The organism is Asticcacaulis solisilvae (assembly GCF_017875235.1).
Lineage (GTDB): Bacteria > Pseudomonadota > Alphaproteobacteria > Caulobacterales > Caulobacteraceae > Asticcacaulis > Asticcacaulis solisilvae_A.
This window is the reverse complement of sequence record NZ_JAGGMI010000008.1, coordinates 102,582-127,048: the sequence shown is the minus strand read 5'-3', so window position 1 is coordinate 127,048 and position 24,467 is coordinate 102,582. Positions and strand designations below refer to the sequence as shown.

Sequence of the window (24,467 nt, the reverse complement as noted above, 5' to 3'; positions counted from 1 at the left end):
TCACTTCTCAACCGGTGCGTTGCGGATGGCCCAATCCTCGAACGAGCCGTCGTAAAGCACCGCGTCGATGCCGGCTTCGCGCGCGGCGAACAGAACCTCCGTCGCCTGCTGGCCGATATGGCAATAGGCGATGACACGGTCGCCCGGCCTGACGCCCGCGGCGGCGAACAGCGCCTTGAGTTCGGCGGGGGTCTTGAGCGTCAGGTCGTCATTGTGGATCGACGTGAAGGGCAGGCTCTTGGCGCCGGGGATGTGGCCGCGCTTCATGTGGGCCATCGGTCCTCCCGGGTGCAGGCCGTCGTAGAAGACGGCGGCGCGGGCATCGATGATGTCGTAGCCGGGGGCGGTCAGGTGCGCCTTGACGAAGGCATGGTCGGCGATGACCGGCAGCAGCTTCAGGTCGGGCAGGCGGCCGGTTTTCGCAGGCGGCACGTCGCGCGTCACCGGACCTTTCCAGTGGGCCAGGCCGCCGTCGAGCAGGAAGGTTTGTGCCCCGAGGCCCGCCGCATGGAGCGTAAAGACGACACGGGTGGCGGGCGATATCCAGTCCTGGTCATAATAGACGACAATGCGCGACGCCGCCGAGATGCCCAGACGTTCCAGGCGCGTCTTCAGGTCGGCGGCAGGGGGCAGTTGCAGGCTCAGGCCATCCGAAGACACGGCGATATCGTCGAGATCGACGTGGCGCGCGCCGGGGATGTGCCTGTTCTTATAGCGGCCCTTGTCGCCGACGTGCAACAGGACGAGGTTGGCGTCGCTGGCGTGGGCATTGAGCCACTGCGGGGTGACGCGCATCTCGGCGGATGCGGGGAGTGCGGCGCCGGCCATTAGCGCGGCGGCGATAGCGAAACGGATCATGACAGCCTCCTTGGGATGAGGGAGGCTAAGGCCGATTTGGCGTGCGAAAGATGCCGTGCGACGAAACCGGGCTTTGGGTGGATGAACGGCCGGAACCGGGCGACGGAGCAAGGTGCGTGCGCGCCGTTATGCGGCTATGATGGGATATGACTCACGTGACCCATCTATCGACCCCCCTGCCGCCCAGTGCGCACGACGATGAATCGGCGTGGTGGCGCCGCCAGGACATGTATCCGGCGTTTTCCTGGCCGTGGTGGGTGCGGCGCGGCTGGCTGTTCTGGCCGATCGCGCTGGTCTATGGCGTGGGCTACGCGTCGTGGCACGCCTTCGGCATGAATGCCATGCAGGACTGGCCGTCCCTGGCCCTGGTGGCGTGCACCGGCGGGCTGATCATGGTCAATGCCGGGCCGCTTCTGGCGACCGGGGTGCGCTATCTCGGCCTGCCGCTGCAAATCGAACGCGGGCTGGTCGTCGTGGCGCTGCTGGTGGGACTGGCCATCGCCACCATGGCCGACACCTGGGTCGATCGTCATCACGACCACCTGATGTCCTCTTTGAACGGTCCTGACATGCAGGCGCCGATACCGGCGCTGTTCCATGCTATTTCCGCGGTCCTCAGCTTTACGCTCAACAACGGCACAATGGTGCTGGTGGCGGTCGGCGGCGGCATCGCCTTCTTTCATTATATGAGCGAGCGCCGCAGAATGGCCGCCTACGAAGCCGAGGTCCAGGTCAACGCCATGCGCAGCGAACGCGACGCCGCCGACCTCAGGCTGGCCGTGCTGCAGGCCCAGGTCGAGCCGCACTTCCTGTTCAATACCCTGGCTTCGGTACGCTCGCTGGTGGCGACCGATCCGAAACGGGCGGCGGCGACGATCGACGCCCTGGCCGACTATCTGCGCTCGACCCTGCCGAGTTTCCGGGACAGCGCCTTGCAGGACGCGACCCTGGGCAAGCAGATCGATATCTGCCACCGTTACCTCGAGCTGATGAATGTCCGCATGGACGGCCGCATCCGGATCGTGATCGAAGCCGATGATGAGGTGCGCGCCATGGCCTTCCCGCCGCTGATCCTGATTTCCCTGGTCGAAAACGCCGTCAAGCACGGCATCGAGCCCAAGCCGGGGCCGGGCGAGATCGCCATCCGCGCGGCCTTGCGCGACGGGCGCTTACGCGTCGCGGTCGAGGACGACGGCGCAGGGTTAACGCCGGGGCCCAGCCACGGCCTGGGCCTGGCCAATGTCCGGGCGCAGCTGCGCAACCGCTTCGGCGCCGAGGCGTCGCTTGAGATCGCCGGGCGCGAAGGCGGCGGCACGCGCGCCGTCATCGACGTGAGGCCAGAATGACGTCTAAAAGCATGACCGTCACCGCCCTGATCGCCGAGGACGAACCCGCCCAGCGCCACGAACTGAAGATCCTGCTGGCCGAGCTATGGCCCGAGCTTGAGATCGCGGCCGAATGCGCCGACGGCCTGGCTGCGGTCGAGGCCATGGCTGAGTTGCGGCCCCACGTCGCCTTTCTCGACATCCGCATGCCGGGCGTCAGCGGGCTTGAGGTCGCGCGGACGGCGGGCGAAGCGCACGTTGTCTTCACCACGGCCTACGACGAGTTCGCGCTCGCGGCCTTCGAAGACGGGGCGGCGGACTACCTGCTGAAGCCCGTCCGGCGTGACCGGCTGATGACCACCATCGCCCGTGTGCGCGGGCGCATCGCGGCGCACGAACGCGCGGACACGACGGCGCTTTTGAGCGCGCTGAAGGCGGGACTGGCGCCGCCGGCGCGGCGGATGAGCTGGATTTCGGCGGGCGTCGGCGACACCATCCGCATGATCGCGGTCGATGACGTCCTGGCCTTCCGGTCGGAGGACAAATATACCTGTGTGCTGACGGCGCAGGGCTCGGCGCATATCCGCACGCCCCTGAAGGACCTGATTGGGCAACTTGACGCGGAAGTGTTCTGGCAGGTGCACCGAAGCGCCATCGTGCGCGTCTCGGCTATCCGCGCCATCCGCCGCGACGAGGACGGCCGTTTGCGCGTACAGTTGCACGGCAGCGCCGAGACCGTGCCGGTCAGCGCCGCCTTCCAGGATCGCTTCCGGCCGATGTGAGAGCGGAAATGCTTCGGCCTGGCAGATAAGCTGTGCTAGAGCATGATGCGTTTAAGTCGAACCGCCATCATGCTCTAGGTTTTTGTTTTGTCGCGATATTTGGCCAAAAACCGCTGCACACTTTTTGGCATATCGCTCTAGGTTTTTGTTTTGTCGCGATATTCAGCCAAAAACCGCTGCACACTTTTTGGCATATCGCTCTAGGTTTTTGTTTTGTCGCGATATTCAGCCAAAAGCCGCTGCACACTTTTTGGCATATCGCTCTAGGAGGCGGACATGATGTCCGGGGCTTCGTCCTTTCCATGGCTTGTCATAAGGCGCTGCGCGGCCGTGACCGGAATGGTCGGGGTCTGTACGCTGCTGGGGGTGCCGCTGCGGCAGATGGACATGGCCGCGACGGTGCCGCTGATCTACCTGGTCGGCGTGGTCGTCACCGCGGCCGGGCAGGGGCTGGTCCCGGCGGTGTCGGCGTCGCTTCTGGGGGTTCTGGCCTATAATCTGGTTTTCGTCCCGCCCTATTTTTCCTTCACGGCCTATGACAGCCGGTCCTACTTCACCCTTGTCCTGATGCTGGCGGCGTCCCTGGTGGTGGGATCCCTGACGGCGCGGGTGGCGCGGCATGCCCGCGAGGCGCGCGAGAACGCGGACGAGGCGCACGCGCTTTATGAACTGACGCGTGGCCTGTGGGCGCTGAGCCGTCCCGCCGACGTCGCCGCGGAGGCGCAAAGCCGGCTGGCCGCCGTCTATGGGCCGTCGCTCAAGGTGTGGCGGGCGGACGAACCGGGCGAGATGGACGGCATGATCACCGAGGCGCGGCTGGCCGACGGCGACCTGCCGCCAAGAACCGTCAATGATCGATTGATCATCATCATGGCGGCCGGAAAGGAGGTCATGGGCGTTCTGACGATCGCGGCGGGTATTTCGGCGGCGCGGCAGGCGCGGCTCACGGCCTGCGCCGAACTGGTCGCCTCGGCGCTGCGCCGGGCGGCCGAGGGCGAGCACGCCCGGCAGGCCGGTATCGACGCCGAGAACGAAAGGCTGCGCAGCACGCTGCTGGCTTCGGTCAGCCACGATCTGCGCACGCCCTTGGCCGTGCTCAAGGGCGGCCTGGGGCAGATGCTGCGCAACCGCAAGAAGCTGCCGCGCGATACGGTTGAGGACATCACCGGTCTGTTGCGTCACCTCGACGGCCTCCAGCACTTTGTCGAGAACCTGCTGCGGCTGGCGGCGCTGACCTCGGGCCGGATGCGGTTGAAGCGGGAGCCCTACCTGATCCAGGAGATCATCGGCGCGGCCTTGCAGAAGGCGCTTGTGGCAGGGCGCAATGTCAGAACGGTGGTGAGCGGGACCTTGCCGCTGGTCAATATTGATGGCGCCCTGATCGAGCAGGTCCTGGTCAACCTGATCGACAATGCCGTGCGCCATACGCCGGAAGATGGGGTGATCACGGTCGCCGCCGAGCGCCACGACGGCGGGGTGCGGGTGCGGGTCACCGACAGCGGCCCTGGGTTTCCGGACGGGATGGATGTGTTCGGTGCGTTCGAGGCGGGGCAGCGGTCGGACCGCGCCGGCAAGACGAGCGGGTTGGGGCTGGCGATCTGCAAGGGCGTTGTCGAGGCGCACGGCGGAACGATTGCGGCCGAGACATTCAAAGACCCATCCGGCGCGGCTATACAGTTCACACTACCGGTGGGAGGCGAATGACATCCGTGCAAAATCCGCGCGTTCTTATTGTTGAGGATCAGGCCGATCTCAGGCGCTATGTGCGATCAACATTGAGCGCTCATGACATGACGCCGGTCGAGGCCGCGACAGCGCGTGAGGCGATGCAGGCGGCGACCGCGCACCGGCCGGACGTCATCCTGCTTGACCTGGGGCTGCCCGACCGCGACGGCATGGAAATCATCGCCGAGGTCCGGGAATGGAGCCAGGTGCCGATCATCGTCCTGTCGGCGCGCGAGCAGGAGAGCGACAAGATCGCGGCATTGGACCTGGGCGCGGACGATTACCTGACCAAGCCGTTTTCAGGCGGCGAGCTGATCGCGCGCATCCGGGTGGCTTTACGGCACGCGGCGCGCCATGCGGCGGGCGCGGCGGCGGTTTATGAGCGCGACGGCCTGCGGGTCGATTTCGAGGCGCGGACGGTGAGTTTGGATGGCGAGGCAGTGCGGTTGACGCCGATCGAATATCGGCTGCTGGTGGCCTTGGCGAAGAATGCGGGCAGGGTGGTGACGCACGCCCAGTTGATCCGCGAGGTCTGGGGACGGCACGGGGCGGAGGACAATACGTACCTGCGGATACATACGCAGCATCTGCGCGAAAAACTGAGCGATGATCCGTTGCGGCCGAGGTTTATCCTGACCGAACCGGGGGTGGGGTATCGGTTGAAGGGCTAGGGGCTTTCAGTCGCACTTGTGGCTTCGTGAGGATGGCCCCGCCCACCATCTGCTCCGCAGATGGTCCCCCCTCCCCATAAATGGGGAGGGCGAAGAATTGACATCACTTCTGATGCTGACTGTCCCATAAATTGAGTTGCTTACCTTTCGCCCTCCCCATTTATGGTGAGTGGTGGGCGGGGCCCTGCTGCAGGCGGTCCGAACGCTGACTGTGTCCCTATACGGAAACTATACGGCCTCTGGCGGCCTTCATACACCGGCCATACGGACGCAGGGGTAGAGGTCAGGCTCCAACCCGGAGTCCGTGATGAAGAGCCTGTCCGATAAGAGTGATACCCCGTTCATTCCCAAACCTGATACCGCCGACCCGGCGCGGAAAGCCGGCTTTCTGGGCCTGACCATCGGCGCGGTCGGTGTCGTCTTCGGCGATATCGGCACGTCGCCGCTTTACGCCATGCGCGAAGCCCTGCATCACAGCCGCGCCGGCACCGCGCCGGAGCTGGCGGCCTTCGGCGTCATCTCGCTCGTTTTCTGGGCGCTGCTTTTGCTGGTGACGATCAAGTACGTCATCTTCCTGATGCGCGCCGACAATCACGGCGAAGGCGGCACGCTGGTCCTGATGGGGCTGGCGCAAAAGGCGCTGGGCAAGCCGTCACAGGCGATCTTCCTGCTGGGCCTGTGCGGGGCGGCGCTGTTCTATGGCGACAGCCTGATCACGCCCGCCGTTTCGGTGCTGGGGGCGCTTGAGGGGCTCAAGGACGCGCCCGGCATCGGCGGCGGCCTCGACCAGTATATCCTGCCCCTGTCGCTGGTCATCCTGCTGGGCTTGTTTCTGGTCCAGTCCAAGGGCACCGAGAAGGTGGCGCGGTTTTTCGGCCCTGTCATGCTGGTCTGGTTCACGGCTTTGGGGGCGCTTGGGCTCTACTGGATCGCGCAGCGCCCCGAGATACTGCAGGCCCTGAGCCCGCACTATGGGGTCAGTTTCCTGCTGGCCAACGGCTTGACCGGCTTTGTCGTCCTGGGCAGCGTCTTCCTGGTCGTCACCGGCGCCGAGGCGCTCTATGCCGATATGGGGCATTTCGGCCGGGGGCCGATCGGGGCGGCATGGCTGTGGGTGGCCTTTCCGGCGCTGATCATCAACTATCTGGGGCAGGGCGCGTTGACCATCATCGAGCCGTCGGCGGTCGAAAATCCGTTCTGGCGCATGGTGCCCGAGCTGGCTTACTGGCCTATGCTGCTTTTGGCGTGCGCGGCGACCGTCATTGCTTCGCAGGCCGTCATTTCCGGCGCCTTTTCGATAACCCAGCACGCCGTCCAGATGGGCATCCTGCCGCGCATGGTCATCAAACGCACGTCGGAGACCCAGGAAGGCCAGATCTATGTGCCGCAGATGAACTGGCTGCTGATGATCGGCGTCGTCGTGCTGGTCGTGACCTTTCAGACCTCCGGCAACCTGACCTCGGCCTATGGCATCGCGGTCACCGGCACCATGCTGATCAGCAGTGTCATGGCCTATGTCGTCATGCGCCGCCTGTGGAACTGGTCGCGGCTGCGTACCCTGGCCCTGCTGGTGCCGCTGGGACTGCTCGAGCTGGTCTTCCTGACCTCGAACCTCACCAAGCTGTTTTCCGGCGCGTGGATGCCGCTGCTGCTGGGTGTAGCCCTGATCCTTGTCATGGTGACCTGGACCAAGGGCACGCGTATTATCGCCGCCAAGACGCATCGCGAAAGCCTGCCCATCGGCGACGTCGCCGCCATGCTGGAAACGCGGCCGCCGCTGCGCGTGCCGGGCACGGCGGTCTTCCTGACGGCCGACGCCACGATGGCGCCGACATCGTTGATGCACAATCTCAAGCATAACCGCGTACTGCATGAAAACAATGTGGTTTTGAGCGTGCAAATCGCTAACGTCCCGCATGTCGGCGACGACGGCCGCATCGGCATCGAACGCATCAACGAAGACTTTACGCGCGTCACCCTGACCTTCGGTTTCATGGACATGCCGAACGTTCCGCGCGCCCTGGGGCTGTGCCGTAAGCGCGGCCTGAAGTTCGACGCGATGACGACGACCTTCTTCGTCGGGCGGCGGACCCTGGTCGCGACGCCTCACGGCGGCATGCCGCTTTGGCAGGATCTTCTGTTCATCGTCCTGATGAAGAATGCCGCCGACCCCAGCGAGTTTTTCCGCCTTCCGCCGGGCCGTGTCGTTGAGATGGGCACGCAGATGCGGGTGTGATTTCCTGACTTGGAGCGCGGCGACTGCGGATCGCATCCCTGGCAATCTGCGAAATCCCCCCTTCCGTCAGCTCGCGTAGGCTCGCTGCCACCTTCCCCGTGAACGGGGAAGGAAAAGGGTAGGTTGCTTTTCTTCTTCCTTCCCCGTTCACGGGGAAGGTGGCATTTGCGGAGCAAATGACGGAAGGGGGTAACTTGGTGTCATCATGCTCTAATATGGCGAGGCAGAATTATTCGCCATCCCTTTGCGGCGCGGCGTGCTAGGTAAGGTGCGCCGCGCCGACCGGACATCCGCATGCCCGTGGCTGATGTCTCCGGGAGATATAGATGGGTGAGCGCGACAAAATTGATGGAGTTCCGGTGAAATCCGTCAGCTTTTCAGAGGCTTTTCGCTTCTGGCTAAAGCTTGGCTTTATCTCGTTCGGTGGGCCGGCGGGGCAGATCGCCATCATGCACCAGGAGCTGGTCGAACGCAGGCGCTGGATATCGGACAGGCGGTTTCTGCACGCGCTCAACTATTGCATGATGCTGCCAGGGCCCGAGGCGCAGCAACTGGCGACCTATATCGGCTGGCTGATGCATCGGACGTGGGGCGGGATCGTCGCGGGCGGGCTGTTCGTCCTGCCGTCGCTCATCCTCCTGCTTGGGCTGTCGTGGCTCTATATGGCTTTCGGGCACATGCCGCTGATCGAAGGCCTGTTCTACGGCATTAAGCCCGCCGTCATCGCCATCATAGTGCAGGCCGTGTACCGCATCGCCGGGCGGACGCTGAAAAACCCGCTGACGTGGGCGATCGCCGCCGCGGCCTTCCTGGCCATGTTCGTTCTGCAGACGCCGTTCCCGCTGATCGTGCTGGGGGCGGCGGTCATTGGCGCCGTCGCGGGCCGGTTCCGGCCGGCGCTGTTCGCCGTGACGGCGTCGCACACAGGCGCCGCGTCCGAAGGCCCGGCAATGATTGACGACGCGACGCCGCCGCCCGATCACGCGCGGTTTCGCGGGCTCCGGCTGGCGGTCATCCTGGCCATCGGGCTTGTCCTGTGGGCCGGGCCGATTGTGGCGGCGGGCCTGGCCTTGGGCTGGGAGCATCCGATCAGCCGGATGGGCGTGTTCTTTTCCAAGGCGGCGCTTCTGACCTTCGGCGGCGCCTATGCAGTCCTGCCCTACGTCTATCAGGGTGCGGTGACGCAGTATGGCTGGCTGAGCGCGCCGCAGATGATCGACGGACTGGCGCTGGGAGAAACCACGCCGGGCCCCTTGATCATGGTCGTGACGTTCGTGGCGTTTGTTGGCGGCTGGAATACGGCCTGGCTGGGTGCCGACATGCGGGTGGCGGCGGCGATGATCGCGGCGGTGTGGGTGACGTGGTTCACCTTCCTGCCGTCGTTCCTGTTCATTTTCGCCGGCGGGCCGTTGATCGAAAGCACGCACAACCGGCTGAGCTTCACCGCGCCGCTGACGGCCATTACCGCGGCGGTCGTCGGCGTCATCCTGAACCTGGCGCTGTTTTTCGGCTATCACGTGCTCTGGCCTAAAGGCTTCGGCGGCCCTTTCGATGTTGTGAGCGCCGGGTTGGCGATTGCCGCCGCCTTCGCCCTGATTGTGTTCCGCGCCCATGTCATCGCCGTCATCGCGGCCTGTGCCTTGGCCGGGCTGGTCCTGAGTGTTGCGCCGGGCCTGACCTAAGGTGCCGCTTCGTCACGGCGCGTTTGTAAAGCGCAGGCGGTACCTGTTGTTTGCGGCGAAACGGGTCACGCCGCCGGTAAAGCTGCGGCCTGACACGGCCTGTCCGGGTGGCGCGACGATTGCCAGCTCCGTGTCCTGTGTGGCGGTGATTACGGCGGCGGTCGCCTTGCCCGCCTTCCAGTCGATGTCGACGCTGAGGCCGCCGCGCGCCTTCAGGCCGCGCACCGACCCGTCGGGCCAGGCTGAGGGCAGGGCGGGCAGCAGGCGCAGCCGGCCGTTGTGGCTTTGCAGCAGCATCTCCGCGAGCGCCGCCGCCGCGCCGAAATTGCCGTCGATCTGGAATATCCCGCCGTCGCCGCCGGGATGCATGTCGAAATAGTTGGGCGCCGTCTGTTCGCGGAACAGCTTGGTCATCATGTCGTGGGCGATGTCGCCTTCGCCCAGGCGCGCGCGGAACATCATCAGCCAAGCCGCGCTCCAGCCCGTGTGCCCGCCGCCGTGCGCCAGCCGCGCCGACAAGGTCTTGCGCGCGGCTTCGGCCAGGTCCGGCGTGCCGGTGACGTCGATCTCGTTGCCCGGGAAGAGGCCGAACAGGTGCGAGATGTGGCGGTGGCCGGGTTCGGCCTCTTCGAACGGCTCCGGCCATTCCATGATGCGGCCGTCCTGTCCGATTTTCAGCCGGCGCAGGCGCTGTATCGCCGCGCGGGCCCGCGCCGCCGTGTCCGGGTCTAGGTTCAGCCGTTTGGCGGCCTCGGCGAACTGGCTGAGCGTCTCAAAGGCGATCGACTGCGACATGGCAGGGCCCATGGTGATGAAGCCCGTCGTTCCGTCGGGCAGGCGGTAGGTGTTTTCCGGTGAGGTGGCGGGACCGGCCACCAGCTCGGACGTCTTGGGGTGCGCCACAAGGTAGTCGAGGGTGAACTCCGCGCACGCCTTCAGGACCGGCCAGGCGCGGTCGCGCAGGAAGACCGCGTCGCCGGTATAGAGATAGTGCTCCCACAGGTGCAGGCTCAGCCAGGCCAGGCCGTCGGGCCACAGGCCGTACTGGATGTTGCCGTCGAGCGCGGTGTGGCCCCACGGATTGGACGTATAGTGCGCGGCCGCCCCCCGGCAGCCATAGGCCACCGTCGCTGTCCGGCGGGCGTGCGGCAGCAGGCGGTCGGTATAGTCGAACAGCGGGCCGGTCAGTTCGCTGAGCCCGCAGGTTTCCGCCGGCCAGTAGTTCATCTGCAGATTGATGTTGATGTGGTAGTCGGAACTCCACGGCGGCGTAAAGCCGTCGGCCCACAGTCCCTGCAGGTTCGCCGGCAGCGAGCCCGGGCGCGACGAGGCGATCAGCAGGTAACGTCCGAAGTTGAAGAAGGTCTCCGCCATGCGCGCGCTGTCGCGGCCGGCGCGGACTTCGGCCAGCCTTTGCGCGGCGTCGCTGTCGCCGCCGTCCTTACCCAGTTCCAGCCGGACCGCGTCGAACAGGCGGCGATAGTCGCGGACGTGGGCGGCGCGCACATCCTGCCACGTCTTGCCGTTGAGTGATACCACCACCGTCCGGCACTGACCTTCCGGATCGGGCGCGATCAGGTCGGTCGCCGCCGTGAGGAAGAGGGTCACGGTCTTCGCGCCGGAAAAGCGGAAGCCATCGCCAAGGACCTCGCGCGCGCCGCCCTCGTGCCCGGCGGTCAGCATCGCGGCGAACGCGACCCCATGGGGTTTCGGCTGGCCGCGCATGACGATGACCCCGGCCTCGGCCAAGACGGTGGCGTCCTTCGCCCGCGTCAGGCGGGCGGTGAAAGCCAGTCCGGCGGGATTGTCGGTTTCAAGCCGCACGGCGATGACCTTGTCGGGAAAGGCGGCCAGGTGGGTGCGGCGGTAGGTGAAGCCATCGGCCTTGTAGGCGACGGTGACAGCGGCGGAATCGAGGTCCAGTTCGCGCCGATAGTCGCTGACGGCGTCGGAATGGTCGAACTCCAGGCTGAGGTCGCCCAGCATCTGATAGCTGCCGAAATTGGCGTCGTTCATCGGCGTCATCATCTGGGCCTGGGCCAGGGCATTGGCTTCGGCATATTGGCCCCGGAACAGGAGGGCGCGCACTTCGGGCAGGGCCTTGCGGGTTTCCGGGTGGTCGGCGGGGACGGAGCGGCCGGACCACAGTTCGATATGATTGAGCGCCAGGCGCTCATGCCGCGTCCCGCCGTGGATCATTGCGCCGATACGCCCATTACCGATGGGCAGGGCTTCCAGCCAGTTCTTGGCGGGCTGGCCAAAGGTCAGGCGGCGCGTCGAACGGGTCAAAGGCTTGCCGTTTGCCATGTGTGGCGCCAGCGCGCCGGCCAGAAGGGCTGCGGCGTTCACGCCTACGAGAAATTGCCGGCGGTCCATGTTCGTTTCACCCATGAATGCATTTTTATTTGCGGCAAGGTGTCAAACCGGCCGCTCCGGGTCAAGAGCGAAACAGGTGCATATTGCGGTCCTGACATCGCCCGTGTCGTGCGCGGTGATAGGGTCACGCCGGTATTCCTGATGTGTAAAGAGTTTGATGTCTGAACCCCATGCCGCGACGGCGCCGTGTCCGACCCTGACGTGGATTACCCTGGCAAAGACGGCGGAGGCCCCGGTCGCGGAGGCTGAAGCGGCCGGGTTCGACTGCCGCCAGGCCGATTGCCTGCCCGACGGCCGCTTCACCACCGATCGTTTTCACGCCGATGTCCTGGTCGTCGACTTTGGCCCCGAGCGGTTTCGCGAGGACCTGCTGCGCTATGCCTCGCTTGTCTTTCGCGCCAATGCCCTGGTCGCTATTGGCCCGGACGGGACGGACCACGCCATAAGCGCGCTTGAGGCCGGCGCCGACGATTACCTGCCGGTTCGGTCGCTGCCGCGCGAGCTGTTCGCGCGCATCCGGGCGGTGTTGCGCGGCCGGGCGCGCGTGGCGGTCCAGGCCGAGACGCGAAACGCCATCGGCGGCTGGACCTTCGACACGGTGGCGCGGACGCTGATTTCGGGAGATGGCGGCGTCTTGAAGCTCAACGACACCGAGGCCTGCCTGGTGCGGATCTTCCTGGCCGAACCCAACGCCGTCCTGACGGCGGAAACCATCGCCGCGCGGCTGACCGCCCTGCGCGCCGTGTCATTCGGACAGGCGAGTATCCCGGTGCTGGTCAACGGTTTGCGGCGCCGGCTGGGGGCTGAACGGGACCGCCTGCGTACCGTGCGCGGGCAGGGGTTTATGTTGCGGGTGTGACGGCAGACCGTGAGATGTCGTCGAGACAATATTCGCCGGTCGGAGCGTAATGAGTCTGGACGGAATATGTGGTCGACGCCGGAAATCCCCCTTCCGTCATTTGCTCCGCAAATGCCACCTTCCCCGTTTACGGGGAAGGTGGCAGCGAGCGTAAGCGAAGCTGACGGAAGGGGGCTTCCGATATCAACCAAGAATTCGATCTAAGTTCATCATGCGCTAAAACTGAAAGCGCGTCCGCAGTGCGATCGAGGCGTTTTCGTAAGCCTCGAGCTTTTCGTACTGCACTTCGAGGCCGAGATGGCTGTACTGGCCGTCCTGCGAAATACGGAAACCCGCGACCGGGCCGCCGCCTTCGACAGCGCCGGCGCTCAAGGTGAAGGCGTCGCCGCCCGCGAAATTGGCGATGGTGTCGGCCAGCTTCACGCTGACATTCTGGCGGTAGCCCAGCCAGATCTCGGGCCGGGCGAGGCCCAGGTCATAGCTGGCGCGCAGTCGGGCTGTGGCGGAGACCATGTGGCTGTCGCGTTCGGCAACCGTCAGGTCGAAGGTGTCGCCGCCGCCGGTTTCGGTGTGTTTCGCCTCGCTCAGGCGGTAGTAGTCGGCCAGGACTTCGGGCGTGACCGCAAAACGGCCGGCGGTGATGTCGTAGCTCATCCCGGCGCCCGCGCTGATCGAATAGCCGTTCCATTTGGCCTCGGACTCGCGCACGACATAGGTGGTGAGGAGGTTGCGGATGCTGCGCAGTTGCACGAAGCCCAGGCCGGCATGGGCCCACGCCTTGACGCCGGTCGCGTGGTTCAGGCGCCAGTAGCCGCCGGCCGTCAGGTCCGAGGCCGACATGCCTTCGCTGGAAATCGCGAAACTGTCATAGGGCGAGGCGGCGGTCATCGACGCATAGACCCCGACCATCTGGTTGCCGTAGACGCTGCGTTCGCGGCCGCCGGACATGCTGAGGGTCGTGGCGGTGAAGCCCGCCGTCTCACCATAGTCGCGCTGTGTGTGGTAGCCATATTCCTGCAGCCAGTACTGGCCGCCGTCGTTACCGGGGACCACGGTCAGGGCGCTGAGCGAACGGTTCAGCGACTGTGCGCCCAGCGAAAGGCTGAGCAGGGCTTCGCCGCTATAGTCGGGCAGGTACTGGTTGAAGACGCTGTCGAAGCCCGTCTTGTCGGTCTGGGACAGCAGCGAGGCCTGGGCGCCGCTGTCCTGGGCGACGACGCCGAGCACCGGCATGAGGGCGGTGTACTGGTTGTCGGAATAGCCGGCCTCGTCCTGGGTCTTCAGGCGGAAGTTGGCCGACAGGACGGTCGCCGCGTCATTGAGGGCCAGGTCGGCGTGGTAGAGATAGGGGATGTAGCCGTCGCGCGTCGAGGTTTCGATGTCGCCGAGGCTGATCTTGGCGGCCGTCAGCACGGTAAAGGCGGTCGGCGTCGTGATGATCTTGTCGAGACCGAGATTGAGCGTCGCGCCGTCATCGAAGACGACGCTGCCCGTACTGGTGACGCGAGGCGTGGTCGTGGCGTCGGTGTCGAGCGTCAGGCCGAAGGTGCTGTCGCCGTCGACGTGGAGGCTGCTCAGGGTGAGGTCCGTGCCGGACAGCAGCGCGGCCGAACCGCCGTCGGTGATGTCCATGGCGATGGCGCCCGATGAGGTCATGGCGCCCAGATAGACGGCGCCGTCGCTGAGCGTGAAGCTGCCCGTGCCCGCGCCCCAGGCGACGTCGCCATAGATGAAGCCGCCGGAGGAGGATATGGCGTCGTCGCCCGATCCCAGCAGGATCTTGCCGTAGATATAGGGGGCGGCGATGTCGTCGTCGTCAGGCGCCGTATCGGTCTGGGTGAGGGTAAGGCCGACCGTGTTGGTGCGCGTGTCGATGGCGATGGCCGTGCCGGTAATGGCGTCGGCGACGTCGTCCCCGTCGTCGTCGGAGGCGGTGACGGCGGCGCTGAGCGTGCCGCTATTGGTGATGCTGGTCAGGGTATTGGATCGGTCCTCGATCGCCGTGGCGCTGGCCGTCGAGCCGACGCCTGAAGCATGGAGGCTGGCGCTTTCGCCGATCGCGATCGTGGGCAGAGAGGCGCCCGAGGCGATGGTGACGGCTTTGGCGGTCGTGTTGCCGACCGTCGTATAGACGTCGTCATCGACCGTCGTCGCCGTCGTGGTGGTGGCGCTGATCCCGCCCGTGACGTCGAGGCGCGGGGTCGTGGCGCCCGCCATCACGGCCAAGGCGGTGGTATCGCCGCCATAGGCCGAGCTGGTGATGGAGCCGGCGACGCCGATGCCGTTGGCGATGGTGACGCCGTGGCCGAGGCCGCCGAGCTGCACGGCGGTGGTGTCGACGCCGGAATAGATGCCGTAGGCACCGATCGTGCCGCGCACCAGCAGGCCGTAATTGACGCTGGGCGGATCGAGCGCCGTGCTGGCATAGGAGAGGCCGCCGATGGAGATATCGCTGTCCGCCGAAGCGATGCGCAGGGCGGGCGCGCCGCCGTATTGGGTCAGCGACGCTGTCGTCTGCGTGCTGTCGGTGAGCCCGTCGCCGTCTTCGTCGGTATTGTCGTCGTCCTCGCTGGTGACCGAAGCGCCGAACAGGATGCCGCCCGCGACATCGCCCGAAATCGTCATAAGGGGGCCGGATTGCAGCAGGTTGAGCGCGGGATCGAGCCCGGCCAGGATGTCGCTGTCGAGCGTGCCGGTCGTAGAGTAGCCGGTGCCGCTGTAGCTGCCGTCGATGATCAGCGACCCGCCGATGGCGCCGTTCAGCCGGACGGCGGAACTGTTGCTGCCCCACACGCCCGCCGAGCCGCTTAAGTAAACATTGCCGGTGACGCCGTTGTCGAGCGCCAGGCCGGTGGCGTCATTGCCATAGACGGTTGTGGCGCCGTCATAGGTGAAGTCGCCGTCGATCGCGTTTTCGAAGCGGATGCCGTAGGAGTCGTTGCCGTGGATGGTGATGACGCTGTCGCTCGTCACCTCGACATCGCCGGTGAATGCCGATGCGCCCGTCGAACGCACGCCATAGCGCGCCGTGCCTTCGGCGAACGGGGCGTCGATGACGTCGTCGTCATTGGTGTCTTCGGCGTCGTAATCGTCGGTGACGGAGATGTCTCCGGTGATGGTCAGGTCCTGGGTGCGGTTGGGCACGTCGGTGATCAATATGCCGGTGCTGCCCGACTCGGACTCGGTCATGTCGATCGTGCCGTTGAAGCTGAGCAGGTTGTCGCTGTCGAGCGTGATGGCGGTGCCGCTGGTCAGCGTGATCGCGCCGTCGCTGGTGACGGTGGTGTCGCCGGCGGTGCTGGTCGTCACGGGCGCGGTCGTCGCCGTCGAAATCGTCGTCGCGGCCAGGGCCAGCGGCGCATAGGCCAGGACAAGGACGGAGGCGGCCGCAAGGAGAGCATGTCTGCGCATCGGGGATCCGGAAAGCTGGACGCCGCCGGGATGCCGATCATCCGGGCGGGCAGGGCGCCAGTTCTAAGGATGCGGTTGGCGACAGTGAGACCGGATTACTTCAGGTTTGTTGCCTGTACTTCAGGCGTGACACAGTAAAACAAATGCGGCCAAGGCGTGGCCTGTGTGTAGATCCGGAAGTTTTGATGGAAATATTGCTGTATGACGGATTTGACGCACACCCGCTTTTGAAAAGTCACGATCGGGGTACAGGACTGTCCGGGCCGCATCCCCCCGCGGCACAGATGGGCGTCGTGCCCCCTCATCAAACGGCGCCCATCACCCCTTGAGGTATTGGATTGGACTTGTCGTGGCGCGTATGTGGTGATAACCATTTGCGCAGGGCAGACCAACTGCCGTTGACAGGGATATACGACATGGGCGCACGCACGGCACTTCTTTCCACCCTTTGCCTGGCCGCCCTGGCCGCCCTGGCGGCGCTGCCGGCGGCGGCTGAACCCGTGGTCGCGGCCTACTACTTCCCCAATGGCGGCGGGCATGCGGCGCTGGAGCGGCCCTCGACGACGAAACTCATCCACCTGGTCTACGCCTTCGTGCCGGTGTGCGGCGACAGCCCGGCCTTCGACGCCAAGGAGAAGAAAGAACGCGAACCCCTGTGCAAGGGCAAGGCCGACTACGCCATCACCTTGCCCGCCGACGACAAGACGCGCGCCGACCTGAAAGCGATCGCCGCGCTGAAAACGCGCGATCCGGGCCTGAAGGTCATCGCTTCGGTCGGCGGCTGGGGCATGCCGATGTTTCCCGAAGTCGTCGCGAAAGCTGAACGGCGCAGGGCGTTCATCGACTCAGGCGTCGCCTTGCTGAAGGCCCATCCGGTGTTCGACGGGCTCGACATCGACTGGGAATATCCGGGCGGCGGCGACGAGGCGCGCGCGCCCTTGTCCGACGCGGCGCGCATCCAGGAAGCGAAGGATCACCGCGCCCTGGTCGAGGGACTGCGCGGGGCGTTCGATGCCATGGAAGCCAGCGACGGCCGCGAGCGGCTTTTGACGACGGCGGTGGCCGGCTATCCGCGTTCGGTGGCGGGGATCGACTGGCGGGGCGTCGAGGACGACTTCGACCTCGTATTTGTCATGACCTACGACTTCACGCCGGAAAAGGCCTTCCAGCGCATTGGCGACTATTCGGGCGGGGGCGGCTGGCCGGGCCACCACACCAACCTGACCGCCGGGCCGTCGACGGACTTCTATGGCTCGGACGCCATGATCGAAAACCTCAAGGCCGCCGGCGTGCCCGCCGCCAAGATGGTGCTGGGCGCGGGCTTCTATGGCCGCGAATGGACGAAGGCGCGCTTTGACGAAGGCCGCTTCCCGGCCAGCGGCTCAGGCGGCGATTTCGTTGGCATGGCATCGTGGACCGAGATCAAGGCGCGCGGCCTGGAAGCCAAGGGCTGGACGGCCGGCTATGATAAGGTGGCGGGCGCGGCCTATCTCCACGACCCGAAGACGGGCGGCTTCATTTCGCTGGATACGCCGCAAAGCCTTGCCGACAAGGGGCGCTATGCCCGGAAGGAAGGCCTGGCCGGCCTGTTCGCCTGGGAACTGACCCATGACGACGAAACCTTGGTCAACGCCATGGCGGCGGCCGCGACGGGCAAGGGCGAGTAGAGGGGCTGTGCCGGGTTCCAGCCTGCGCTCTATTCGTTTAGCTCCATCACGAAGGCGAACTGTACGCTCCGCCGCCGGCAGCGTGAATATGATCGATCACGCCACCACTATACCTGCTCACTTCTCTCGCCCTTGACTGCGTCACCGTACCACCTTAACCATTGCATGAAATGCTATTTTACGAATGAATAGAAGGTCTCACGCCTGCCACCTGAACAGGCGCGGACCTTTACCTGACAAGGGTCTGGCGACGTGGTAAGGGCGTCAAGGCGTTATCTGCAAGACCGTTGCACCTGCCGAGCTCGAGGTCCCGTGGAGTGGTATTTGGTCCGGCCAGTTGACGCGATGAACGCGAATTGGTAAGTCCACTACATGTGGGAGACCGAAGGCCCTTCAGAAGGCTGCGCATGCCATGTTTTATGCCCTTCCACCTCGCATAATCCTGGTGGTCGCGCGCATTGCAACATCGGCCTTGGGGCGATCCTGCACAGCATAAAGAGGAAGCGCCATGTCACGATTTAGTCTTCTCCCATTCGCTTTCGCGGTTCTAATGAGCGCGTCCGGCATGGCATCGGCGGCTATGGCCGAGACGGCCTGCAAGCCAGCGCCGGGTGACACATCAAACAGGCTTACGGCAGCCGAGCGATCCGAAGGCTGGGTCCTGTTGTGGGATGGTAAGGACCTGAGCCAGTGGCGCGGCCTGAACAGCGACCAGTTTCCGCAATCGGGATGGACGTCCTGCGATGGCACCTTGACCATCCATGAGAAGGGCGGCGAGGAGGGGCGCGCAGGCGGCGATATCATTACCCGGAAACGCTATTCCGACTTCGAACTGAAGGTCGATTTCAGGATCACGCCCGGCGCCAACAGCGGCATCAAGATTTTCGCCCAGTCCGACCTGTCGCCAATCGACAAGTATACCGGCAAGCCGGTCAAGGTGGGTTCGGGGATCGGCATGGAGTTCCAGGTTCTCGACGACGCCCTTCACCCGGACGCGAAGCTCGGCAGGGACGGCAACCGGACGATCGGTTCGTTTTACGACGTCATTCCGGCGCCGAAGGACAAGCTGGTGAACCCCACAGGGGAATGGAACAGCGCCCGGATCGTCGCCCAGGGCGACACGGTTACCTTCTGGCTGAACGGAAAGCAGACCGTGTCCTTCGTGCGCGGGTCCGAAGCGTTTCGCGAGGCTGTGAAGCAAAGCAAGTTCAGCGCGATTTCCGGCTTTGGCGAATGGCGTGATGGCCATATCCTGCTGCAGGATCACGGCAATACGGTATCCTTCCGCAATATAAAACTCCGCGAATTGCCGGCGCAATAGTCCCAGCGGCAAGCATAAAACGGTTGAACAGGAGAGGCATGAGATGACTGGATCGATGGATCGCCGCGCGTTTGCGTCCGGCGTCGTAGCGGCCGCGCTGGGCACGGCGGCCATGCCCGCAATCGTCCGCGCAAGAGGTCTCAACGACAAGATCAACCTGGCGTGCTGCGGCATCGGCGGCCGCGGCGTTGACGTGGTCAAAGGCCTTGAGGCGACCGGCCTGGTCAATGTGGTGGCGCTCTGCGACACCGACATGGGATCACCGGCGACGCAGGCTATCATCACCCAGTATCCCAATGCGCGACAGTTCCACGACTTCCGTCAGATGTTCGACCAGATGGGAAAACAGTTTGACGCGGTCAGCATCGCCACGCCGGATTTTTCGCATTTTCCGATCGCGATGCGGGCCATGGCGTCCGGCAAGCACATCTATTGTGAAAAGCCGATGGGCCACAGCTTCCGTCAGGTGCAGCTCATGATGGACGCCGAAAAGACATACAAGGTGGCGGCGCAGATGGGAAACCAGGGTCATTCCGGCCAGGGCTATTTCCAGTTCGCCGCCTGGGTCAAGGCCGGCATTATTCGCGATGTCACCAAGATCACCGCCTTTATGAACAGCCCCCGGCGGTGGCACGGCAAGGCCGTGACCGACTTTCTGCCGGCGCAGCCGGTGCCGCCCGGGCTCGACTATGACACCTGGCTGGCGACGGCCAAAACGCATCCCTATAACCAGGGCTATATGATCGGCGAATGGCGGTCGTGGTACGATTTTGGCAATGGCGCCCTGGGCGACTGGGGCGCGCATATCTTCGACAACGCCCACGAATTCCTCGAACTGGGACTGCCGACCGAAGTCGCGCCGATCTATACCCAGGGCCACAGCGCCTTCCTGTTCCCGCAGAACTCGACCCTGCGCTTCAGCTTTCCGGCGCGCGGCAAGAAGCCGCCAGTGGAACTGACCTGGTATGAGGGCCAGCAGAACTATCCGCCGCTGCCCGAAAATTTCGGCGAGTCCGTCGTCGACCCCAATATTCCGCCTCCGACGTCGGGCTCCATTGAAACAAAGAAGCTGGCGCCCGGCAAGGTCATCTATGGCGATGGCGTGATCATGAAGGGTGGTTCGCACGCCAGCGAAATGGAAATCATCGGGGGATCGCGCGCCAAGGACATACTGGCATCCCTGCCCGAGGTGCCGAAGAGCCCGTCCGATCATTTTCTCAACTTTGTCCGCGCCGCGAAGGGCGAAGAGGTCTGCCGGTCGCGATTCTCGGTCGCCGGGCCGCTGTGCCAGGCGATGGCGTTGGGGGTGATCGCGCAACGCCTGAATACGGCGGTGGCGTTTGACAGCAAGACCCGGCGGATTACCAATAACGAGCTGGCCGACGCGCTGCTGCAGGGCGATGAGCCGCGAAAAGAATGGCAGCAGTACTATAGGCTTTAACCGCAAGCCTGCTTTGCTTCCGCTATTCGCGCCGATGAAAGAAACTTGGCGCGAATAAGCAACTGAGACGTCGTTTCTGACACCCCCTGGATCATGACCCAAAAACACTCGCGACGCGGTTCTTCGCATCCCTGGATCGACACGATTTGGCGGACGGTTTGCCTGACCAACGGTGTTTACAAGGCAACTCCCGACGGGTCGTGGGACCTCATCTTCAGGGCGGCGCCCGGTGAGCCGTCCGTTGTCTTCCTGGCCGGCCAAGGAAAGGAGCCGGTCGACGTGCCTTATGCGGCGGGCGAGCACGGCGTCGTCATCTCGTTTGCCGCGCATGTCTACGTCACGCAGGATCGGCAAAAGGCCGCGAATGTCCCGTTGCGATACCTGCCCCTGAGCGCGGATGGCTTTGTTCTTGATGGCGTGGAGCTGCCGTTACCGACCTTTGAGAATGCCGAATTCCTCACGGACAGGATGGTTGAAGCCGGTCTGCTGCAATCCGACGACGTTGTCGCCAAGGCCTTCACCGCCAATCCAAAGGCCGCGTCGAAGCGATCCGTCCAGGAGCACTTCAAGAAGGTCACAGGCCTCACCCAGCAGGACTTTCAGCTGATCCGCCGGGCGCAGGAGGCCGTGCGACGCCTGAAGGCTGGCGAAAAGCCGGCGGCGGTTGCGGCCGACCTCGGTTATACGGACCAGCCCCACATGACCAAGTCCATCAAGAAGATAATGGGCCACCTGCCTTCGAACCTCGACGCGGTTCACAAGATCTGACGTCAGGACGCGGCAAGAGGCAGTCCCCAGAAGTGACTGAGCCGTTTGATCTCGGCATCCGCCAGGGTTCGGTGGCGCGCGTCGACTTCGGGCAGGAATTCAAGGGTGACGCGGCCGGATTTTGTTCCGAGCGTCTTTTGCCAGGCGCCGGCGAGACGGCCGTTCAGAAGGATTGTCGGACCGAAAAGCGTCAGCTTGCCGTTCGGTGCGCCACTTTGCAGGTCGTAGGCGGAACGGTCCTTGTAGCCGACCAGGACTTCGTCGAAGGGCGGCAAAAGACGCAGCACGTCGCCGCCGGTATCCGTGCCGGGCTGGCTGTCGGCGTGCGACAGGAACGGCACGCCGTTCAAGACGCGCTCATGCAGCAAGCCGCCGGCCAAACGGATGGCTTCACGCGCCACGGTCAGGGTAAGGCCCGACCACCAGGCGAAATCCCGTTCCGTGGCCGGGCCGTGGCTCTGGAAATAGCGCACAGCCAGGGTTTTTAGCGCAGTGCCGCGATCAGGCCGGTTGGCTTTTCCAGGCGCCAGCCAGTCATCGAGAAGGACGAAGGTAGGTTGTTTGCCGCGATGCCCGGCGAAGCAGATCAAGCCCGACTGCGCCCAGAAGGTGAGGATTTGAATCCCTACGGTTTTTGCCGTCGGAATGCCGTCCTGCTCGAGTTTCGCATAGATTTCGGGCCGGGTCAGTGGCCCGTTGCTCAAAGCGGCTTCGAGTATCTGGCGGGCACGGTCGAGCGTCTCCTGTCCATGCCCAAGGCCGCGAAGGAGAGAGCGGACGCGGTCATTTTCGCGTTCGCCGGTCAGCGAAAGCATCCAGCGCAGGTCGGCGGACGGCACGAAGTGGATCGTGCCGCGCATGGGCCAGGCGCGGACGATCTGCTTGTCCGCGATCGCGCGGGTCACGTCTTCGGCGGTCAATCCGGTGGATCGCTGTCCGACGGCCCACAAGGCGGCGCCGAAATCCTGGGCCTGGATCGCCCCGAACCACTCGACGACCTCCGATGCGGAGGCCGCACGCGCGCCGGTGAGGCGCTGGTTTTGGCAACGTAGCTGCGCGGTATCCAATGACATTCTGATGGTGCCTTTTCGCCGGTGGTCCAGGAAGATGATCTATGCCCTGAGATTCGAAAAGAAGGTGCGCAGATCGGCGACGAGCACATCGGGCAGTTCCATCGCGGGGAAGTGACCGCCGTCGGAACGGGAGGTCCAGTGACTTAAGGCCTTTTGCGGATCAAGCAGCGGGCGCGTCAGGTCATCGGCGTTGAAGGCGATCACGCCCTTCGGCGTGTTGGTCCGCGCGGCCCAGCCCATCGCCCTGAAGCTCTCCCAGACGGCGTGGGCGGAGCCCGCGCCGCCGCCGCCGAACCAGTAGGTCGACGCGATGGCCAGGAACTGGTCGAGGTCGACCGCGTCTTCGATGAGGGCCTTGTCCGGATCCGTCCACGCCGCGAACTTTTCCGCGATCCAGGCCAGCTGGCCGATTGGGGAATCGTTGAGTGCGAAGCCGAGCGTCTTTGGCCGCGACGATTTGATGGCGAGGTATCCGTTGCGGTTGTCCATTCCGGCAAATCGCTTGGCGAGATCGGCCTTCTGCGCCTCACTGAGATCGGTGCGCGCCAGTGCGGCGTCCTTCATGAAGGAGGCGACCGCGACGGCGGTGTCGCTGTCGGTACCAGTGTGAAGGCCGATGACACGGCCGGCCGCCCGAGCATCGAGCTCGCCCGCTACGCCCGCGCCCATATCGGTGCCGTGAACGGCGAAACGCTCGTAGCCCAGGGCCGAGACCAGGGCCAGGGTCGCGTCGGCGACCTTGCCCATGCTCCAGCCCGGGGTTGTCGCCGCGGGGGACAGCCCGAAACCCGGCATGGTCGGCGCGATGACATGAAACGCGTCGGACGCCTTGCCGCCATGGGCGACGGGGTTGGCGAGCGCGTCGAAAATCTTGAGGTACTCCAGTCCGGAACTCGGCCAGCCGTGCAGCAGGACCAGCGGCACCGCACCGGGTTCGGGCGAGCGGACGTGGAAGGCGTGAATATCCTGTTGTTCGTAAGAGAAGAGCACCTGGTCGAAGCGGTTGATGGCCGCCTCATGCCTGGCCCAATCGAACGCGCTCCAGCGGTCGGAAAGCTGACGGAGATAGCTGCCGGGTATGCCGCGCTCCCAGTTGTCGCCATCGGGCTCAACAGGCCACCGTGCCCGCTGGAGGCGGGCCTTAAGGTCGGCAACCTGGTCCTGCGGGATGGAAATGCGGAACGGTGCGGGCTTCGCCATGGCCGTGGTCTCCTTGGATTGTGCGGATGAGGCGCTGATGCCGCCCAGAAAAGCGGTTACGGCTGCGAATTGGGTGAATTGGCGGCGGTTCATCGGACTGTGACCTCTTTTTCAATGAACACAATCTAGCGCTGGCGACCTCGGGATGATTGTAAAAATACGCAGAGTTTGCGGTCGGGGGCTGGCGGAGGCGGGGGGGGAAGGGGAGAGCCGGCCGGTGCCTTACTTAAGTGTCACTCAATCGCGGGCGGCGCGTTCGGCTACCTGCCATAGGTAATCACGGATGCAATGATTCAGATATAAATGTATATTTCAAAACTAAAATATTACCGTATTGTATTTTAAGGTCTTCTCAGTTTCCATGGGTAACGGAAATTCGTTTATGAATATAATATTTGCATATGAAATATCCCTTTCGTTTGGGCGGATTTGTACTATTCTTTTTGTCCTTAATAACGACAAGGCTTCGCCCAAATGGAGCGAGGTGAACAGGGAGTGAAAAACATGCTGAACCGCAGGCTGTGTCTGGCTGGGATCACGGGAGCGTCGCTGAGCCTCATGGCGGGCATGGCCCGTGCGGCGGATCCCTTGCTTATCTATGCCGATGGAATCTTGCCAGGCTGGTGGATCGGTGGCTGGGCCAAGAACACGCCGCAGGTTCCGATGGAGGACCAGAAGCCGGTCGAGATTACGATGCCGGGCTGGAGTGTCTTCACGCTTCAGACCGCCACGCCGGTCGACGCATCTCCGTACAAGACCCTGACCCTCATCCTTCATGGCGGCGATGCGGGCAAGCAGGAGTTCGCGCTTGTGGCCAGGCATGGCGAGAAGGCCGTCTCGCAGGAGATGATCCTGAAGTGCCAAAAGGGCCAGTGGGGGCGGACGGATATCCCGCTGAACCGGATGAAGATCAAGGCGCCGTTCGACAGTCTGGTTCTGCAGAATAAATCAGGAGAGGCGATGGCGCCGTTCTACCTCAACTATGTCCTTTTCCAATAGGGCCGCCTGACCCGCCGCGACATGGGCAATCGCCGGGTTTAGCGCTGCGTTTCCACGCACATCAGATCCCGTC

General features: G+C 64.5%; 17 protein-coding genes. 12 read left to right on the top strand and 5 right to left on the bottom strand.

Annotated features, from left to right (window positions below; all coding sequences use genetic code 11):
* Nucleotides 1-858, bottom strand: a complete 858-nt coding sequence (locus J2X24_RS14510; RefSeq protein WP_209723070.1) for a sulfurtransferase — start codon at nucleotides 856-858, stop codon at nucleotides 1-3.
* 146 nt (nucleotides 859-1,004) lie between these two features.
* On the opposite strand from J2X24_RS14510, the gene J2X24_RS14505 reads away from it, so the two are divergent.
* The 6 genes from J2X24_RS14505 to chrA all read left to right on the top strand — a co-directional run bounded on the left by J2X24_RS14505 (nucleotide 1,005) and on the right by chrA (nucleotide 9,279).
* Nucleotides 1,005-2,204, top strand: coding sequence for a sensor histidine kinase (locus tag J2X24_RS14505; RefSeq protein WP_209723067.1), 1,200 nt, complete (start codon nucleotides 1,005-1,007; stop codon nucleotides 2,202-2,204).
* Nucleotides 2,201-2,965: a LytR/AlgR family response regulator transcription factor gene (locus J2X24_RS14500; RefSeq protein WP_209723064.1), complete on the top strand. Its 765-nt coding sequence runs from the start codon at nucleotides 2,201-2,203 to the stop codon at nucleotides 2,963-2,965. Before J2X24_RS14505 ends, J2X24_RS14500 begins: the two co-directional genes overlap by 4 nt.
* A gap of 276 nt (nucleotides 2,966-3,241) precedes the next feature.
* A complete protein-coding gene (locus J2X24_RS14495) occupies nucleotides 3,242-4,669 on the top strand; it encodes a DUF4118 domain-containing protein (protein WP_209723061.1) in 1,428 nt (475 codons plus the stop codon).
* A complete protein-coding gene (locus J2X24_RS14490; RefSeq protein WP_209723058.1) occupies nucleotides 4,666-5,361 on the top strand; it encodes a response regulator in 696 nt (231 codons plus the stop codon). Before J2X24_RS14495 ends, J2X24_RS14490 begins: the two co-directional genes overlap by 4 nt.
* Nucleotides 5,362-5,668: 307 nt before the next feature.
* On the top strand, nucleotides 5,669-7,597 hold the full coding sequence (locus J2X24_RS14485; protein WP_209723055.1) for a potassium transporter Kup: 1,929 nt from the start codon (nucleotides 5,669-5,671) through the stop codon (nucleotides 7,595-7,597).
* 359 nt (nucleotides 7,598-7,956) lie between these two features.
* A complete protein-coding gene (gene chrA / locus J2X24_RS14480) occupies nucleotides 7,957-9,279 on the top strand; it encodes a chromate efflux transporter (protein ID WP_310003938.1) in 1,323 nt (440 codons plus the stop codon).
* 12 nt (nucleotides 9,280-9,291) lie between these two features.
* On the opposite strand, the gene J2X24_RS14475 is transcribed toward chrA, so the two are convergent.
* Nucleotides 9,292-11,670 carry a glycoside hydrolase family 95 protein gene (locus tag J2X24_RS14475; protein WP_209723049.1) on the bottom strand — a complete coding sequence of 793 codons (2,379 nt, stop codon included), beginning with the start codon at nucleotides 11,668-11,670 and terminating at the stop codon, nucleotides 9,292-9,294.
* A gap of 142 nt (nucleotides 11,671-11,812) precedes the next feature.
* Here J2X24_RS14475 and J2X24_RS14470 point away from each other — a divergent pair, with 142 nt between their 5' ends.
* Nucleotides 11,813-12,514, top strand: a complete 702-nt coding sequence (locus J2X24_RS14470; protein WP_209723047.1) for a response regulator transcription factor — start codon at nucleotides 11,813-11,815, stop codon at nucleotides 12,512-12,514.
* A gap of 216 nt (nucleotides 12,515-12,730) precedes the next feature.
* On the opposite strand, the gene J2X24_RS14465 is transcribed toward J2X24_RS14470, so the two are convergent.
* Nucleotides 12,731-15,925, bottom strand: a complete 3,195-nt coding sequence (locus J2X24_RS14465) for an autotransporter outer membrane beta-barrel domain-containing protein (protein WP_209723044.1) — start codon at nucleotides 15,923-15,925, stop codon at nucleotides 12,731-12,733.
* Between the two features lie 416 nt (nucleotides 15,926-16,341).
* Between J2X24_RS14465 and J2X24_RS14460 the strand changes: the two genes are divergently transcribed.
* From J2X24_RS14460 to J2X24_RS14445, 4 genes are all read left to right on the top strand, one after another.
* Complete coding sequence (locus J2X24_RS14460) at nucleotides 16,342-17,592, top strand: glycoside hydrolase family 18 protein (RefSeq protein ID WP_209723041.1); 1,251 nt, start codon at nucleotides 16,342-16,344, stop codon at nucleotides 17,590-17,592.
* Between the two features lie 550 nt (nucleotides 17,593-18,142).
* Entirely contained in the window at nucleotides 18,143-18,913 is a 771-nt protein-coding gene (locus J2X24_RS14455) for a 3-keto-disaccharide hydrolase (protein WP_209723038.1), read from the top strand.
* A 43-nt stretch (nucleotides 18,914-18,956) separates the two neighbouring features.
* A complete protein-coding gene (locus tag J2X24_RS14450) occupies nucleotides 18,957-20,354 on the top strand; it encodes a Gfo/Idh/MocA family oxidoreductase (RefSeq protein WP_245344706.1) in 1,398 nt (465 codons plus the stop codon).
* 93 nt (nucleotides 20,355-20,447) lie between these two features.
* Nucleotides 20,448-21,122, top strand: a complete 675-nt coding sequence (locus tag J2X24_RS14445; RefSeq protein WP_209723036.1) for a helix-turn-helix domain-containing protein — start codon at nucleotides 20,448-20,450, stop codon at nucleotides 21,120-21,122.
* A gap of 2 nt (nucleotides 21,123-21,124) precedes the next feature.
* On the opposite strand, the gene J2X24_RS14440 is transcribed toward J2X24_RS14445, so the two are convergent.
* Both J2X24_RS14440 and J2X24_RS14435 read right to left on the bottom strand, forming a co-directional pair.
* The gene (locus tag J2X24_RS14440) at nucleotides 21,125-22,195 is read right to left on the bottom strand and encodes a winged helix DNA-binding domain-containing protein (RefSeq protein WP_209723033.1); all 1,071 of its coding nucleotides are present in this window, start codon (nucleotides 22,193-22,195) and stop codon (nucleotides 21,125-21,127) included.
* Nucleotides 22,196-22,234: 39 nt separating this feature from the next.
* Nucleotides 22,235-23,488, bottom strand: coding sequence for an epoxide hydrolase family protein (locus J2X24_RS14435; protein WP_209723031.1), 1,254 nt, complete (start codon nucleotides 23,486-23,488; stop codon nucleotides 22,235-22,237).
* Between the two features lie 411 nt (nucleotides 23,489-23,899).
* Here J2X24_RS14435 and J2X24_RS14430 point away from each other — a divergent pair, with 411 nt between their 5' ends.
* Complete coding sequence (locus tag J2X24_RS14430; protein WP_209723028.1) at nucleotides 23,900-24,394, top strand: hypothetical protein; 495 nt, start codon at nucleotides 23,900-23,902, stop codon at nucleotides 24,392-24,394.
* Nucleotides 24,395-24,467 lie beyond the last annotated feature (73 nt).

Excerpts from the sequence above, each read along its gene's own strand:
- J2X24_RS14455 (WP_209723038.1), top strand. The coding sequence starts at position 18,143 with ATGAGCGCGTCCGGCATGGCATCGGCGGCTATGGCCGAGACGGCCTGC.
- J2X24_RS14465 (WP_209723044.1), bottom strand. The coding sequence starts at position 15,925 with ATGCGCAGACATGCTCTCCTTGCGGCCGCCTCCGTCCTTGTCCTGGCC.
- J2X24_RS14430 (WP_209723028.1), top strand. The coding sequence starts at position 23,900 with ATGCTGAACCGCAGGCTGTGTCTGGCTGGGATCACGGGAGCGTCGCTG.
- J2X24_RS14450 (WP_245344706.1), top strand. The coding sequence starts at position 18,957 with ATGACTGGATCGATGGATCGCCGCGCGTTTGCGTCCGGCGTCGTAGCG.
- J2X24_RS14490 (WP_209723058.1), top strand. The coding sequence starts at position 4,666 with ATGACATCCGTGCAAAATCCGCGCGTTCTTATTGTTGAGGATCAGGCC.
- J2X24_RS14485 (WP_209723055.1), top strand. The coding sequence starts at position 5,669 with ATGAAGAGCCTGTCCGATAAGAGTGATACCCCGTTCATTCCCAAACCT.
- J2X24_RS14505 (WP_209723067.1), top strand. The coding sequence starts at position 1,005 with ATGACTCACGTGACCCATCTATCGACCCCCCTGCCGCCCAGTGCGCAC.
- J2X24_RS14440 (WP_209723033.1), bottom strand. The coding sequence starts at position 22,195 with ATGTCATTGGATACCGCGCAGCTACGTTGCCAAAACCAGCGCCTCACC.
- J2X24_RS14510 (WP_209723070.1), bottom strand. The coding sequence starts at position 858 with ATGATCCGTTTCGCTATCGCCGCCGCGCTAATGGCCGGCGCCGCACTC.
- J2X24_RS14460 (WP_209723041.1), top strand. The coding sequence starts at position 16,342 with ATGGGCGCACGCACGGCACTTCTTTCCACCCTTTGCCTGGCCGCCCTG.
- J2X24_RS14470 (WP_209723047.1), top strand. The coding sequence starts at position 11,813 with ATGTCTGAACCCCATGCCGCGACGGCGCCGTGTCCGACCCTGACGTGG.
- J2X24_RS14435 (WP_209723031.1), bottom strand. The coding sequence starts at position 23,488 with ATGAACCGCCGCCAATTCACCCAATTCGCAGCCGTAACCGCTTTTCTG.
- J2X24_RS14445 (WP_209723036.1), top strand. The coding sequence starts at position 20,448 with ATGACCCAAAAACACTCGCGACGCGGTTCTTCGCATCCCTGGATCGAC.
- J2X24_RS14500 (WP_209723064.1), top strand. The coding sequence starts at position 2,201 with ATGACGTCTAAAAGCATGACCGTCACCGCCCTGATCGCCGAGGACGAA.
- J2X24_RS14495 (WP_209723061.1), top strand. The coding sequence starts at position 3,242 with ATGATGTCCGGGGCTTCGTCCTTTCCATGGCTTGTCATAAGGCGCTGC.
- J2X24_RS14475 (WP_209723049.1), bottom strand. The coding sequence starts at position 11,670 with ATGGGTGAAACGAACATGGACCGCCGGCAATTTCTCGTAGGCGTGAAC.